Raw genomic sequence first — 14,889 nt, 5'->3', positions numbered from 1 at the left:
AAAAATCATAATCCAAAAATGAAAACAGGTAGACAATTAATCGATAATATCCAAAAAGACAATAGTGATCTTAGTATCTATAACATGGATTTTGATTTGGATCATGAACATAAGTTTATTAATCAAACTCAAAATAACGACAATCCTGCTGTAATCGAAATTCTTGAGAAAAGAGAACAAATCCAGCAATCAGAACTTGGAATGGATACCCCTTATCAAAAAGTAGCACTTTTAAATGAAGTTTATCCACAAGCAACAGGTAGCTTCGATGTTCAAATCGGTATTCATAATATTCAAACAGCTTTACTTGAAGCTTCAAAATTATCAAAAAATATTAATCTAGGACAATATATCCTAAATGCTAAAAAAGTTGGCACAACTATTAAAGTGCCTTACATGGAAATCGATCAAGATAAGCTTGATTTCGTTGGTTTAGTTACAGTTTAAAAAGTATGGGAATGATTCCCATACTTTTTTATTTGGATATTAATTTTTTTAAAATATTTACTTAACTTACCATCTGAATTATACTTCAACTTTTTTCTATAATATAATCTACTATAGATTAAAACTTTGGAGGTTTATGATGAAAGATGTTTTATTAATTATCACTTTTTTACTAAGTATCGCAATAGTTGTTATTTATTATCTAAAAAACAACTATGAAAAAAAGCTTATTAATTCGTTTCTAGTCAATGATGAACAAGTAAAAAAATAACTAAAATCATTGCTGAAACAGAAGATACCCAAAAAACTGTCGAAACGATTCGTGATACATATCATTTAACCACGGCTCAAGCCATTACACTATACGGACGTTTAAAGTCAAAATAAAAAACATCAGTCATAGTTGACTGATGTTTTTTGATTATAAAATATGAATACCATGAGCTTCACATTTGTCAATCATCTTTTGTGGCCAAACACTTGTTTGAACTTCTCCAATATGTGCTTTTTGTAACAATAGCATGCATAGGCGAGATTGTCCGATTCCACCACCAATTGTATAAGGTAATTCTTGATTTAAAATCTTGTGGTGATAAGGTAAATCAGCACGTTCAGTTAGTCCTGTGATTGCGAGCTGTTCTCTTAAGGAATCCTCATCGACGCGGATTCCCATACTAGAAATTTCTAGTACACTTTGTAAAGGTTCAAACCAAAATAAAATATCGCCATTTAATTGCCAGTCATCATAGTCAGGTGCTCGGCCATCATGTGGTTCACCGCTTTTCAGTTTGCCACCAATCTGCATTAAGAAAACAGCTCCTAACTCTTTTGTGATGGCATTTTCTCGTTCTTTTGGTGTTAATTCAGGGTATCGGTCTTCTAGCTCTTGTGTTGTTATAAAGGTAATATCATCAGGCAAGGCATAAATTGCATCACCATAAGTTTGTGCAACCTTTGCTTGAGTTTGTTTGATTGCTTTAAGAATTTTACGAACAGTTTCTTTTAAAGTATCAAAGTGACGTTCTGACTTATCAATAACACGCTCCCAATCCCATTGATCAACATAAATAGAATGAACATTATCGAGCTCTTCATCTTTTCTAATTGCATTCATGTTAGTGTAAAGTCCACTACCAGCTTCAAAGCCAAATCGCCCCAATGCATTACGCTTCCATTTTGCTAAAGAATGAACAACTTCAATATCTTCACCAGGAATGTCTTTAATTTGAAAGGAAACGGGAGATTCAACACCATTCAAATTATCATTCAAACCCGTATTCTTCAAAACAAACATTGGTGCAGATACTCTATTCAAATTAAGTGTATTGCCCAAATTATTTTGAAATACCTCGCGAATTTCTTGAATCGCAAGTTGTGTTTGTTTGACTGACAATTTAGAATCGTATAATTCTGGAATAAATAAGTCCATATATGAAATCTCCTTTTATTAAATAAGTCTATTATTAGACTTTACCACCAAAATAAATAAAAGTAAATTAAAATTTTAATTATAAACTAATTTTGGGCGTTTTTTGTTTTTCAAATTTATTTAAAGAAGTGTATGATTAGAAGCATAAATATTTATATAAGGAGAATTAATGATGTTGATTTTTTTAATGGGACTTTGCTTTGTTATTATTTTGGCGAATTTTTTAGCCAATCTCTTCCCAAAAATCCCACAAGCCATTTGGCAAACAGCACTAGGTATTATACTAGCTATGATTCCCAGCATGCAAAACTATGTCACTTCCCTTGATCCGCAATGGTTCTTACCTATTGTCATCGCCCCCTTACTTTTTTATGAAGGACAACAGACGACCAAACAATATATTATTGAAAATTCAAAAGAAATTTTTCAGCTTTCTTTTTGGTTAGCCTTTATGTGCATGGGAGCATTAATGATTTTTATTCATTATGTATTAGGCTGGCCATTTAGTATTGCTCTATGTATAGCTGCTATCGTGACCCCCACGGATGCAACAGCATTGGGATCGATTAAATCCAACTTTGAGACACCTGAAAAACTTAGTGACGACCTAGAAATGGAATCTATGTTCAATGATGCAACGGTTGTCGTGGCTTTAGAGTTATCTTTAATTTGGGTAAGAACAGGACATATCAGTCCAATTGAAGGTTTTTTAACCTTTATCTACGCAGCAGTCGGCGGAATTATTTTTGGTGTTTTAGCTTCAATTGTTATTATTTTCTTTCGTAACTATTTATTAAAACATCATTTTAATGACGCAACCTCACAAGTACTTATTCAATTATTAACACCTATTTTAATTTATATTATTGCTGAAGAAATTGGTGTGTCAGCTTTTATTGCTGTTGTGATGGCGGGGATTTTTCATCATGAAGAACAAGAACAAACGCTTTTGATGTCTTCTCAAATGACTAACTTAATGACCCAATTGTGGGGCGTTTTAAGTCAAATCCTAAATGGGATTGTTTTTGGTATTTTGGGTGTTAGTTTAGTGATTATCTTTAAAAACATCGAATTTCTGACTGATCTACATTATTATGAACTGATTGGAATCAGTTTGTGTGCACTGCTTTTATTCTTTGTTATTCGAACGCTGTTTTACTTCTATACAGGTGATGATACGATTGATAAGCGGTTTCAGTGGCAAAACGCGATTATTTTTGGAATTAGTGGTGTTCATGGCAGTGTGACTCTTGCGATGGCACTTTCTTTACCTTCTATTGGTTTATTAGATTATCGTGACGATATTTTGGTTGTTTCTTCATTCGTTATTGTGTTTAGTTTTGTGATTCCTTTAATTGTTCTCCCTTTTCTACTACCGGGACGAAAAATCGAGTTAACAATTGATGAAGTTCAAGAAGCTCATCAAGAAATTGTAACGGCAACAATTGCCCATATCGATACGCTACCTATTGATAACCAAACTAAACTCAACTTAAGTCGTCGAATCCACACTCAAACTGGACTTTCAAAACGAACACTATTTTCTCCAAAAGAACTCAAACAGATTACAACCAGCCTGAGTCATGACTATTATTTAGCTGTTCAAAAAGCAACTGTAAAAAAACAGTTATCTCCAGAAGCTGTAGAATTATTTAACCGATTAAAATCTGCACAACAAAATAATCAAACCTCTTTAAATGTTTTGTTTTCTTTTCGTCGTAGACAACGTGAATTTCGTTCACTCAAACTAGAAAATTCACCTGAAGTAACAGAGGCTAAATTAGTCAAAGTTCGTCAAAAAATCAAGCACATTGATCACCAACTTAAACTCATTAAATTACCTTTTTATCATGCGTTTTTGACAAGACGACGTAAAAAACTTGTCATAGATTATGAGTATCTCTCTTACTTCAAAAAAATCATTGTATCAGATAGTTTAAAAGCAGCTTTTAAAGAGCTTAAAGAAATTTTAAAACCTGTTACAACTAAGTTTTTAAAAGACTACGATTACCAAACAGAAAACAAGCAAAAAGTAATCGCACTCAGACAACTTTTAGTCTTACAAAGTTCACAAGTTGATGGTCAATTAGACTCCAAATTATCAGAAAATCAATATCTAATGGCCTTATTACAATATGAATTGACTTTTATTATTGATAATTATCGCAATAATAAATATAGCCAAGCTTTATTCAATCAACTTTATGATGAAATCATCTCAGCTCAAAGTACGTTACTTGCCTTGGGTTAAGTAATAAAAAGCATCTTGCGGATTTGCAAGATGCTTTTTTAATTTAAAATGCTTTTAATACTAAAGACACGGTATAAAGTAACACAATCACAAATGAAATAATTGCTAACAAAATCAGTAAAGAACTACGCTTTTGTTTTGGCTTTTCTATTTCTTTAAAGAAAATGGTTACATCAATTAAAGTGATACTAATTATAAATACCAAATCAATCATAATACTAATTATTGCCATATTTATTTCCCTTCTGAACAGTACTTATAGGATATCATGATTATAGGCAATAAAAAACAACTTACTCATGAGTAAGTTGTTCTGAATAATGCTAAACAATTTTTAGTTTCAATTGACCGTGTTCTACCCATTTAATCGCAAGTTGTAGCTTGTATACCACGTATGAAATGATTGCAGGTAAGACCATACCTACGCCGATGTACACCATCAACGCATTTAAATTGGTAGAAGCAAGGTTGATTGGCGCGATTAACGAAGTCAAGCCTAATCCAGCCAATTGAGGTGTTGTGGTAAATCCAAAAGCAACAGTAGCAATAGGTGCACAGATAATTGCAGCAATCATTGGTGGAATAGCCAATCTTGGATTAGCTAACAAGTTAGCAAACTGAACTTTTGGTGTGATTAATCCTTGTGCAATGTTTGCTCCTAAATTATTTTGATTAAATGACATAACTGTGTAGCCTACAAATTGGGCTGTTGTCCCAATTAAAGCGGCTCCTGATGAAACAGGATCTAACATAATCGCAATTGCCAGTGCGGCTGATGAAGCTGGCGTCATCATAAAGATTGCCCAAACCACTGCAACAGCAATTGAACCAACCACAGGATTGATTGTAACTGAGTCGTAAATGAATTTACTCATCCAAACTAGAGCCGGTGTTGTCACAGCAGCTAGCACTAATCCAGAAATCGTTCCTACTACAGTTGCTGAAAGTGGCACTAACATCATGTCTAGTGGTGTTTTTCCAGTTAGGTAATTTCCTACTAATGCAGCAATTAGACCTGCAGCTACAGCTGAGATAGGTTGTCCCGAAGTAAACATGGTGCTATTACTCGCAAGTGACATATGATGTCCCGTTGCTGTCATCGCATTCATGCCTCCTTCTGAAAAGAACACGCTATTTGCACCAATGGTCGATGAAATCATCGCACTAAAGATAACTAGAGTATTACTATTTAAACAAGCAGCGATTGCGACGCCAATAGCTGGTCCTAGTAAGACTTGAGAAATAGTTCCAATCTGATATAAAGCCTGAACATTTGTCATTTTTCCGATTGATTGTAAAAGTAATCCAATTCCTAAGCAGACTAAAATAGCGTTTGACACCCCTGCAGAAACTTGATAAACGTAATCCATTGGCTTCTTGGCCTGATTAGCTGTGTTCTCTTTCATATATAAAACTCCCCTCATGTTGTGTTTTTACTTTTTTGTATTGTTAAAATTACAACATGTTTTTTAATAAAAATCAATAACTTTTTTATTTTGTTTTAATTTTAATATCATAATAAAGAAGATAAATTTATTTTTAACTATTAAATTTCATTTATAAATGTTGATATAGCAACATTTAATTCACATTCAAACTGATTTTAAAAATAGGAGATTTATTAAATGATTTTCGAATAGTATCATTTTCAATGGTGAATCTCCAGCAACTGTCAACACAATAACATCATTAATCTCCAATAATTTTTTATATTTATTACAATAAAAAGACCGTCTAAATCTAGACAGTCTCTTTTTGAGTATATTTATAATGAACAGAATGACTTACTCGGTTACTTTGAAGCGGACATCTTCAAAATAATCGTTAAACTTGACGTGCCAATTCACCTGAAGTCACTGTAACTGGTAATAAAAATGTACCTGAAGATACACGTTCACCAGCTGACAATTTCACCCCTTGTTTGGCTAGTTTATCGACTAGCCATTTTAATGCGTTTAATGGATTTCCCAAAACTTCTGCTGAATTCCCCACAGCAACTTCTTGATTACCATGGAACAATTGACATGACACACGGCTTAGCTGTTCCATTGAAAAGTTTCAAGTTCTTTGCCATAAACAACGTATCCACCAATCGCTGAATCTGACATCACTAAATATTTGGATAAACTCGGAAACCACTCCGCAAATCTAGAATCAGGAACCTCCACTCCTGGCGCAACAGTGGTTTTAGCTGCTAGTTCCGCTAAAGAGTCACTTGAACTTAAATCAGATTTTACACGAAAAACCAGTTCGACCTCTGCCAGTGGTGCCATTAAATCTTGTTTCATCCGCAGTCTTTTTCCACTTTTGACAAAATGAGAGGCGACTTGAGCTCCATAAAGCGGTTCATCTGAATCAAACATTTTTTGTGTTTCTTGACTTGTTAGACTGACTTTATAACCCCCTAAGGATTCATTTTTCAGTGCCATAACGCGTCTTTGTACACGATAAGCCGCTTCTTTCTGTTTTAACAGCTTCTTCGTAATCGGCCATCTGTAATGGTGATTTAGTTTGATAAGCTTGATATAAGTCTTGTGCGACTTTTTCTTCCAATTGAGATAATTGTTGATATTTTTCCTTTAAATTAACTGTCATAATAAGCTCTCCTTTTGAGTTAGGATCACTTCTTAATCCTCAAATGACCAAAAAGTGGTCTAACATAGTTAAATTCATAATATTAATTGGACCTTCATCTGAAATGTGACTAATCGCAGACGCCATGTCGACCACCTCCTGTTAGTTTGTTGTTAAAAAAGGACAATTACAATTGGCCTATCACTTAACTTGTTACTTAGTGTAACGCATAAAATTAAAAAGTCAACACTTTTTTAATTTATTTTTAATAAAAAAAGTCCACAAATCTAGTGGGTAAACACTGCATTTGTGGACTCCGTAATTAATAATCGCTACTTATTTCATGACACTTTTATTTACATAATAATTTTACTCTATCCGCCAGAAAAACGAACGTTAATCATTGTTTGATGTGCTTCAAAATTTAAAGAATATCGCATTTTTTCGAATTCAGATTTTAATCGAGTTAAATGAATTCGGTGGCGAGAGACTCGGTCTGCTAAAGCTTCAGCTGTTACTTGTTTGCTATATTTAGACATTAATTTTGTTTTCTGCTCACGAAAGACTTGGCGTAATGATGTCATGTAGCCCTTCGTGGGTTTCGGTTTGGTTAACGTTGCATTTGTTGCTTTGGCTTGTGCAGTCATAGTAATCTCTCCTTACATTGGTTAGCCACCTACATCCGTAGGCGGTCTAACGGAATCATAAAGGTGTTGATTGTGCTTCACCTTTAAAAAATAATCATCGGTTGAACTTGCAATCGCAGATTCCATTGGAACCACCCCCTCTTTCAAATTGTCCTCATTAATTCAATAATGATTGTTTCGAAATAGCTGATACTCGTTTGTGTTGAGCTCTTAACTAAATCTTGTTACCAATTATAACCGGTTAAATTAAAAAATCAAGCGTTAAATTCACTTTTTTTTAATCTTTTCAGTTTAATTTAACAATCTCTTGATTTCATCAGCAATTAACTGGTTATTTAAATACTCAGCAATTTCTAAAATACGAATAAGAGCTTGTTTGCCTTTTTTCTTATCAATAAACAAAAATAAGATTTTAGCTCGATAATACCGACTAAGTAGTTGATAACTCATCAATTTAAATTCGCCTAAAATCCGGTTATCCAAAAAATCAAGATATTTATCGGCTAACGTGAAATCTTGATTAGTAATCATGCAGTCCACACTATTAACCACAACTGTCGCTACTATTTCTTGACTGTTTTCGAAGTGATTATAACGTGAATAGACTTTCAATGCCTCTGCTAACAATTGCTTCAACAAGTCATATGGTAATACGTAACAATTATTCGCAAAAAATTTTAGATCAGCCATTGTCCACAATGATAATTCTGAAAAATAAGTGGTGACTAAAGCAAGTTCTTCTTTATTGAGATCTTGCTGATTTTGATAGTCCTTTAATAGCCGAAAACTTGCTAATTTTAAATACTCAATTTTAACTGAACTTTGTTCTAATGATTGAATTTGTTGATTAAATAATTCTCATTTATTTTGATTCCAACTTTGGATCACTTCATATTGATAATACAGCGAAGGAGAAGGTTTGTAATTAGCTTTAATCCATAAAAATTCTGAAAAACTCAGCATTAAATGATTTAAAACATTGGTAAATTTATCAGCTGCTAATTGTCGTTCTCCCTTTTCAAACTTAATCGCATTGGTTTTGGAACATACCCCCGTATAAACAGCTTTAAAACTTAAATTTTTTCCTTTTCTTACTTTTCGAATAACAGGACCATACATCTAACTCCCCCTTAATTAGGCAACTTTTGTTGACTTTATTTAATTTTTGCTATCTTATCACACAAAATAAGTTTATCAAATTTAAAGGAGTGGTTTACATGTTCAACACTATTCATAATCAGATACAATTTCTTAAAAAGAATAGTGCGTTTACCCAATTAGCTAGTATTAATCTTTTTTCAAAAATCGGTGATAGACTCTTCTACACCGTTCTCTTATCCATTGCGGCTACTCTTCCTGAACCGCATCTTGCCATCACTATCATTGCCATTTCTGAAACCCTGCCCTTACTATTAGGTGTTTTTCTAGGAAGTTTAGCTGATCAACAACATCGTAAACCTAAACAACTCATCAGTACCGGATTTTTTCGCTTTGGGCTGTATCTATTGGTCGGTATATTACTTAATTACACGTCAACGCTGAGCTTAATCGTAAGCATTGCCCTATTTAACTTTTTATCTGATTTACTGGGAAATTACTCATCAGCACTCATTGCACCTTTTACTAAATTGATGGTCAACCCGTCTGACATGTCAAAAGCTCAAAGTCTTATTAGCATCACTTCTCAATTACTAAGTGCTGTTGCAACATTTTTAGGAGCGTATTTGATGACAATTTTTCTTCCCAAAACAATTGCTTGGCTAAATGCTTTCATTTTTTTAATTGTGGCGATTAGTTTTTGGCTATTGAAATCTAAACTCACTTCCTACAACCAGCAACTCTCAATTCAAAAACAACCGAGCTGGAAGCTAATTAAAACTAACTTCAGTAGTCTATTGAAAAACAAACCCATTTTAAATGATTTACTTCAATTAGCATTACTCAATGGGAGTTTAGGCGGCTTAACACCGATTTACGTTTTATTTTTACAAAGTAATACTCCCAATTCGACTAATATCAGTGCTTTAATGATTTCACTATTATCGGCTACAATTACTATTTCGATGATTATTGGCAATAGCCTCAGTTCCATTTGCTTAACCAAAATTTCAACTCAAAAACTAGCACTAGTGGCCAATGTCTTCTTAATTCTATTAGGAATTGGTTTTTTGGTTGATCAAATAACTATAATTTTGCTTTCCGTTGCAATCACAGGTAGCTTAATTGGCATTATCTCGCCTCGATTTACTACATTAGTTATTCAAAAATATCCAGCAACTCAACTAGGTGGTATCATTACAACGGTCAATTCAGTTCTTGTCATGATGCCTCCAGTCACTAGTTTCCTGTTTCCATTATTAGCCTCAGCTAATAGTCAGTTCAGCTATTATCTCTTTATTGGCTTTGCACTAGTCACTATCTCGCTTAACTTTTGGCTATCTTTTCTAGCAAAAAAACCACTTCATTAAGAAGTGGTTTTTTACAACATATTATATTATAAAATGACATATTATATGATTTTTATTTAGTGAATGCCCAAATGTGCATCATATCTTTTTGGATTTCAGCTGGACTATAAATCGTCAAACTGTGATTTTTATCTGGACTATCATTTGGATCAAGTAATCTAATCCCATTATTATCAGCATAAGATAGCACCATTAAATGACCGCTTCCGGTAAATTGACCAGGACCGACTGAGATTACAACAGGAATTCCTTGCTTCAAGTAGGGCAATGCATTATTAACGTCATTACCTAAATCATGGAATTGGTAACCAAATTGTGTCGCAAAATCCGGGAAAATATCCCAAGACGTACCTTGTCCATCAATAAAGTAACGACTACCTGACCAATTCAAAATATCAGCAGGAGAAGTCTTAATCGAATTATCAAAGAACGCACTAACCATCGCTAATGATGTGATTGCACAGCCATTTTTATCAATTGTTCCTTCACCTGTCCCATAAGGTAAACTCTTATAGCGTTCATCTGTTTGCAAAATCAAATGGGAATTCAGACTGTCTTGCTTTAATTTAGCTGAAGTCTGTTGGGCGAATAGCTGCATTGGGTTAGTTGCTGGTGCTTCAGGTTCAATTTGTTGGTTATCATTTTTATCATCACGTTTTTCTTCAATTTTGATTTTAGCATAATCACCATTGACCCACTGGTTAGCACCAATTTCATACCAAGTTTTACCGTGAACCACACGCCTTTTATAAGCATGATAATCTTGTTGATGTTGAACAACTCCTGTCGCTTGAGTGCTGTTTGGTTCTGACCAAATTCTTAAATTGTACCCTGCTATATACTCAATAGTCACGGTCGAGTCAATTGCTTGTTCAGAGTTTTCTCCCAATAAGTCAGAATATTTAGCCATAACATATTCATTATTTCCCACTAAATAATAGGAATGACCTTGTGGATCTTTCGCTTCATTATGAACTAACCATTGACCGTCATTTGGTAGATAGTTTTTAACTGTTGGATTTGTTGTCACATTCTGCCATGACGCAATTCTTTGCCCATCAATGTAGTTACCGGATGCTACTTGCAACCCATTGGTATCTGCTTTTACTTCATGTTGTGTTACCGTTGCAACTCCTAATACTAGAGAAGCGAGTGTTAAAGTAGAAACTAGCTTATTTTTTTTGTTCATTGTAACTTCTTCCTCCGTTACGTTACCTCATGTAATTATGATAATTCTAGCAGAGTATTGTTACTAAATGGTTACAAAATGAATACATTATCAAGATAAACTAATATATTATAATACAACATATTAAACTATACTACACTATTATAAAATCATATCGATATGGGGAATGTTATCTTCTAAATATTCTGATGAGCTTACTTGAAATCCAAAAGCACCATAGAATTTTTGTAAATAGGATTGCGCAGCAATTCGAATAATCTGTTGAGAATACCGTTGATTAATCTCATCTAAAACTGTTTGCACCAACTTTTTACCCATCTTCTGTTTTCTAAATGATTGTGTAACTAATGCTCGACCAAAGCTAATATAGTCGTCTTTATTTAAAATACGTGCATAAGCTGCCAATTCATGACTGTCTGTCCAAAACATAACATGGATGGCCTGATTATCCCAATCATCAACTTCTTGATAGGGACTTTTTTGTTCGACGACGAATACTTTTGTCCGTTCTTTTAAAATAGTCAATAATTCTGCCGCTGTTAATTCTGCCGTTTCTTTAATTTCAATTTTCATCTTTATTTCTCTTTTCTCCATAAAAAAGCACCGATTATGACTTCTTAATAGAAATTATCATCGATGCTTTTTAAAATTAAAATGCGTGTAACCCTATTCAATAGAAACTAATTCAACTTTAGTCGCTCCTGAAATATTGCCAATCGCTTCAAGCAATTCATCAACCGTGCAAGTCAACTCACTAAAATCAAGTGAAATCATCACGCTCGCAATCTGGTGAATTGGGATATTTTGGTTAATGGTTAAAATGCTCGCATTCTTTTCAGAAATGATACTCAGCACTTTAGACAAAATCCCTTTTTGATGATCTAACATAAACGAGATAACTGCTTTTTTATTCCAATCTCCTCGTTCATTATTAAAAACTAAATCTTTATATTTATAATAGGTTCCTCGACTAATACCGACTTTTTTGGTCGCTTCACTGACTTGTGTCACTTCACCAGTATCAATGAGCTTTCTAGCTTGAATGACCTTTTCATAAGAGTCAGGTAAAATTGATTTATCGACTATATAATATTTATTTATCATTTTGCACCTTCGCAACTATTCCATTTTGTTCAACTTCAATTGATTTTACTGTGAATTCAGCAAATTTTTCAATCAAAACTCTTACCATTTTAGCACGTTTTTCATCATTAGGTGAAATCAACATCATTGTTGAGCCACTACCACTTAAGTAAATTAAACTGTCGTGGTTTTTCGCGATTTGTTCAATCTCGTCATATTCTTTAATCAGTGGCGTGCGGTAAGGTTGATGCATTTTATCTTTTAAAGTTGTTGCTAACTTTTCAAAATCCCCTTGGCCTAAAGCTTGTACCAAAGCTAAGCTATGACTAATTTGAAATGTAATATCAGCGTAGGTTAGTTCTTTAGGTAAAGCTTGTCGGGCTTCTTTGGTACTCATTTTATAATCGGGGATAATCGCTGTGAATTTTAAATCTTGACTGACTTCATATTGTGTCAATTCAACTTTATCGCCATCTAAAAAAGCTGAACAAAGCTTACCATAAACAGCTGGTGCAATATTATCTGGATGCTTTTCAATTTGTGTCGCTAATTTAACTAATGTATCGCTAGTAAAATCTTGATCAAACCACAACCCAGACGCCTTAATTCCTGCAACGATACAACTTGCTGAACTACCAAGCCCTCTTGAAACGGGAATGTCACTATCAATTGTTAATTTTAAACGTGGAACTTCTTCGCCTAAGTAATTACAGCCTTTCACAAACGCTTGATAGACTAAATTGCTATCATTTTGATAAGTCGAATCGCACCCTAAAATTTCTAACTGTTTTTGACTTGGTTCAAAGGTGAACGTACTAAAAATGTTAACTGCTAGACCTAAGCAGTCAAAGCCTGGCCCAACATTGGCACTCGTAGCTGGTACTGTGATTTTAATCATTGATTACAACTCCTTTGCTTTAGTTTTGACATAATCACGCATTTCGTCAATCGATAAATTATCTTGTTCTGTAGTTTGAATCCCGAATAATTCTTTAATCGCATCAGGTGCCGTAAAGCCAGTTTGACGTTCAACCGCCATAATCTTTTGCATGGCATCGATTTCACTAGCTTCACCCATAACTGCTTCATAAACAGTATCAATAAATTTATAAGGACTGGCTGTACTCAATAAAATGTTAGGAATATTCGAATCTTGCTCTTCAAAGTCACGCATCACTTTATACCCACAAGCAGTATGTGGATCCATTAAGTAACCGGTTTCTTCATATAGATCGTGAATCATTTCTTTGATTTCTTCATCTGTACAAAAACCACAAGCAAAATCTTGTTTAATTGCGGCTAGTAAATCAGCATCAACTTCGAATTGACCAGTTGTTTCTAAGTCTGACATTAACTGCTGAATTAATTCCGTATCTTCACCACTCTTGTAATAAAGTAGTCTTTCAAAATTACTTGAGATTTGGATATCCATACTTGGTGCAACAGTTTTAAAGAAGGGACGATTACGGTTGTACTCGCCATTTTCGAAGAAATCAGCAATAACGTTATTCTCATTACAAGCAATAATAAAACGATTAACGGGTAAACCCATTAATTTGGCATAGTAACCAGCTAAAACGTCACCAAAGTTACCTGTTGGCACCGTGAAGTTTACTTTATCTCCAGCTTTAATCTTGCCCTGATTGAGCAATTGCTTGTAAGCATTAAAGTAATAAACAACTTGCGGAATCAAACGTCCAATATTAATTGAGTTCGCACTCGATAGGCTAATCTTGTCCCCTAGTTCTTGACTTAATTGGGCATCATTTAAAATTTGTTTAACTTTAGTTTGAGCGTCATCAAAGTTTCCTTCAATTGAAGCTAAGTTAGTGTTGTGGCCAAAAGTTGACCGCATTTGTGTTTCTTGAACAAAACTAACACCACCATTAGGATAAAAAACAGTAATACCGGTATTGGCATTATCTTTAAATCCATTTAAAGCGGCTGTTCCGGTATCACCACTTGTCGCCGTTAGAATCATAACTTTTTCTTGGTCGTCTAACACATATTGCATCAGTTTAGGTAATAACTGTAAACCCACATCTTTAAAAGCACTGGTTGGCCCGTGGAAAAGTTCAAGCACATAAAAATTATCAACTGCTTTTAATGGCGCAATTTCTGGGCTGTCAAAGGTTTGATGATAAGCATCATCAATACTTTGATTAATCTCATCTTGTGTAAAATCGGGTAACAATCGCGTTAAGACTTGTTTCGCAATATCTTGATAACTCAAGCCACTTAATTGGTTGATATCTAATGGGTATTTTTGGATTTCAGGTAACACAAATAATCCCTTATCTTTTGAGAATCCCTGAAAAATAGCACGCTTTGCTGGCAGTGCGACTTGATGATCTCTAGTACTGGTATATTGAGGCATAAATAATCTCCTTAGCTTTTGTTGCTTGTTCACTATGTTTATGATAAAGTGTTTATTAAATAAAAACAAGTGTTTATTATTAATAAACAAAATTTCAAGGAGGTCTTTATTGATGAACATTGCGATTTTAGGTTTTGGTACCGTTGGAACAGGTGTTTATGACATTATTAAGAAAGGAAATACGGCACATACCCAAAATCTAACCGTGTCTCATATTTTTGTTCGTGAAACTCGGACAAAGGACTTACCTGAAATGACCGCTAACATCGATGATATTTTATTGAATGATGATGTCGATGTCGTTGTCGAAGTAATGGGCGGAATTGAACCTGCTCATGACTATATTTTGAAAGCTCTTCAAAATGGCAAACACGTCGTCAGTGCTAATAAAGCCGTTATTGCCAAGTATATGGATGAATTTGTC

General features: G+C 34.0%; 14 protein-coding genes and 2 pseudogenes. 4 read left to right on the top strand and 12 right to left on the bottom strand.

What is annotated here, in order from left to right; genetic code table 11:
- Positions 1–447, top strand: a 447-nt coding sequence (locus FC86_RS03845; protein WP_056974755.1) for a hypothetical protein, incomplete at its 5' end; no start/stop codon positions are given.
- Between the two features lie 421 nt (positions 448–868).
- On the opposite strand, the gene asnA is transcribed toward FC86_RS03845, so the two are convergent.
- Complete coding sequence (gene asnA / locus FC86_RS03840; RefSeq protein WP_056974754.1) at positions 869–1,876, bottom strand: aspartate--ammonia ligase; 1,008 nt, start codon at positions 1,874–1,876, stop codon at positions 869–871.
- A gap of 172 nt (positions 1,877–2,048) precedes the next feature.
- Here asnA and FC86_RS03835 point away from each other — a divergent pair, with 172 nt between their 5' ends.
- Entirely contained in the window at positions 2,049–4,127 is a 2,079-nt protein-coding gene (locus tag FC86_RS03835) for a cation:proton antiporter (protein ID WP_056974753.1), read from the top strand.
- A 43-nt stretch (positions 4,128–4,170) separates the two neighbouring features.
- Here the strand turns inward: FC86_RS03835 and FC86_RS03830 are convergent, their stop codons facing one another.
- The 6 genes and pseudogenes from FC86_RS03830 to FC86_RS03805 all read right to left on the bottom strand — a co-directional run bounded on the left by FC86_RS03830 (position 4,171) and on the right by FC86_RS03805 (position 8,467).
- Entirely contained in the window at positions 4,171–4,359 is a 189-nt protein-coding gene (locus FC86_RS03830; protein ID WP_056974752.1) for a hypothetical protein, read from the bottom strand.
- Positions 4,360–4,450: 91 nt separating this feature from the next.
- Positions 4,451–5,533, bottom strand: a complete 1,083-nt coding sequence (locus FC86_RS03825; RefSeq protein WP_056974751.1) for a PTS sugar transporter subunit IIC — start codon at positions 5,531–5,533, stop codon at positions 4,451–4,453.
- A gap of 378 nt (positions 5,534–5,911) precedes the next feature.
- Positions 5,912–6,722, bottom strand: a pseudogene (locus FC86_RS03820) (2-keto-4-pentenoate hydratase).
- Between the two features lie 353 nt (positions 6,723–7,075).
- The gene (locus tag FC86_RS03815) at positions 7,076–7,348 is read right to left on the bottom strand and encodes a hypothetical protein (RefSeq protein WP_056974750.1); all 273 of its coding nucleotides are present in this window, start codon (positions 7,346–7,348) and stop codon (positions 7,076–7,078) included.
- 291 nt (positions 7,349–7,639) lie between these two features.
- Positions 7,640–8,188, bottom strand: coding sequence for an Rgg family transcriptional regulator (locus FC86_RS03810; protein ID WP_082618848.1), 549 nt, complete (start codon positions 8,186–8,188; stop codon positions 7,640–7,642).
- Positions 8,189–8,206: 18 nt separating this feature from the next.
- Complete coding sequence (locus tag FC86_RS03805; protein WP_056974748.1) at positions 8,207–8,467, bottom strand: helix-turn-helix domain-containing protein; 261 nt, start codon at positions 8,465–8,467, stop codon at positions 8,207–8,209.
- A 98-nt stretch (positions 8,468–8,565) separates the two neighbouring features.
- On the opposite strand from FC86_RS03805, the gene FC86_RS03800 reads away from it, so the two are divergent.
- Positions 8,566–9,816, top strand: coding sequence for an MFS transporter (locus tag FC86_RS03800; RefSeq protein WP_056974747.1), 1,251 nt, complete (start codon positions 8,566–8,568; stop codon positions 9,814–9,816).
- A 52-nt stretch (positions 9,817–9,868) separates the two neighbouring features.
- Here FC86_RS03800 and FC86_RS03795 read toward each other — a convergent pair whose 3' ends face one another.
- From FC86_RS03795 to thrC, 5 genes are all read right to left on the bottom strand, one after another.
- A complete protein-coding gene (locus tag FC86_RS03795) occupies positions 9,869–11,005 on the bottom strand; it encodes a C39 family peptidase (protein WP_056974746.1) in 1,137 nt (378 codons plus the stop codon).
- A gap of 141 nt (positions 11,006–11,146) precedes the next feature.
- A complete protein-coding gene (locus tag FC86_RS03790; RefSeq protein ID WP_056974745.1) occupies positions 11,147–11,578 on the bottom strand; it encodes a GNAT family N-acetyltransferase in 432 nt (143 codons plus the stop codon).
- Between the two features lie 93 nt (positions 11,579–11,671).
- A complete protein-coding gene (locus FC86_RS03785) occupies positions 11,672–12,106 on the bottom strand; it encodes an ACT domain-containing protein (RefSeq protein WP_056974817.1) in 435 nt (144 codons plus the stop codon).
- Positions 12,099–12,986 carry a homoserine kinase gene (thrB, locus tag FC86_RS03780; protein WP_056974744.1) on the bottom strand — a complete coding sequence of 296 codons (888 nt, stop codon included), beginning with the start codon at positions 12,984–12,986 and terminating at the stop codon, positions 12,099–12,101. Before thrB ends, FC86_RS03785 begins: the two co-directional genes overlap by 8 nt.
- Positions 12,987–12,989: 3 nt before the next feature.
- Positions 12,990–14,465: a threonine synthase gene (gene thrC / locus FC86_RS03775; RefSeq protein ID WP_056974743.1), complete on the bottom strand. Its 1,476-nt coding sequence runs from the start codon at positions 14,463–14,465 to the stop codon at positions 12,990–12,992.
- A 112-nt stretch (positions 14,466–14,577) separates the two neighbouring features.
- On the opposite strand from thrC, the pseudogene FC86_RS06670 reads away from it, so the two are divergent.
- Positions 14,578–14,889, top strand: a pseudogene (locus tag FC86_RS06670) (homoserine dehydrogenase); the annotation flags it as partial.

It is taken from the genome of Holzapfeliella floricola DSM 23037 = JCM 16512, assembly GCF_001436605.1.
Lineage (GTDB): Bacteria > Bacillota > Bacilli > Lactobacillales > Lactobacillaceae > Holzapfeliella > Holzapfeliella floricola.
Note: the sequence above shows the minus strand (reverse complement) of the source record. Positions and strands in the feature narration are given on the sequence as shown.

What these genes read in the sequence shown, in the direction of transcription:
- asnA (WP_056974754.1), bottom strand. Translation starts at nt 1,876, where the DNA reads ATGGACTTATTTATTCCAGAATTATACGATTCTAAATTGTCAGTCAAA.
- FC86_RS03835 (WP_056974753.1), top strand. Translation starts at nt 2,049, where the DNA reads ATGTTGATTTTTTTAATGGGACTTTGCTTTGTTATTATTTTGGCGAAT.
- FC86_RS03830 (WP_056974752.1), bottom strand. Translation starts at nt 4,359, where the DNA reads ATGGCAATAATTAGTATTATGATTGATTTGGTATTTATAATTAGTATC.
- FC86_RS03825 (WP_056974751.1), bottom strand. Translation starts at nt 5,533, where the DNA reads ATGAAAGAGAACACAGCTAATCAGGCCAAGAAGCCAATGGATTACGTT.
- FC86_RS03815 (WP_056974750.1), bottom strand. Translation starts at nt 7,348, where the DNA reads ATGACTGCACAAGCCAAAGCAACAAATGCAACGTTAACCAAACCGAAA.
- FC86_RS03805 (WP_056974748.1), bottom strand. Translation starts at nt 8,467, where the DNA reads ATGTATGGTCCTGTTATTCGAAAAGTAAGAAAAGGAAAAAATTTAAGT.
- FC86_RS03800 (WP_056974747.1), top strand. Translation starts at nt 8,566, where the DNA reads ATGTTCAACACTATTCATAATCAGATACAATTTCTTAAAAAGAATAGT.
- FC86_RS03795 (WP_056974746.1), bottom strand. Translation starts at nt 11,005, where the DNA reads ATGAACAAAAAAAATAAGCTAGTTTCTACTTTAACACTCGCTTCTCTA.
- FC86_RS03790 (WP_056974745.1), bottom strand. Translation starts at nt 11,578, where the DNA reads ATGAAAATTGAAATTAAAGAAACGGCAGAATTAACAGCGGCAGAATTA.
- thrB (WP_056974744.1), bottom strand. Translation starts at nt 12,986, where the DNA reads ATGATTAAAATCACAGTACCAGCTACGAGTGCCAATGTTGGGCCAGGC.
- thrC (WP_056974743.1), bottom strand. Translation starts at nt 14,465, where the DNA reads ATGCCTCAATATACCAGTACTAGAGATCATCAAGTCGCACTGCCAGCA.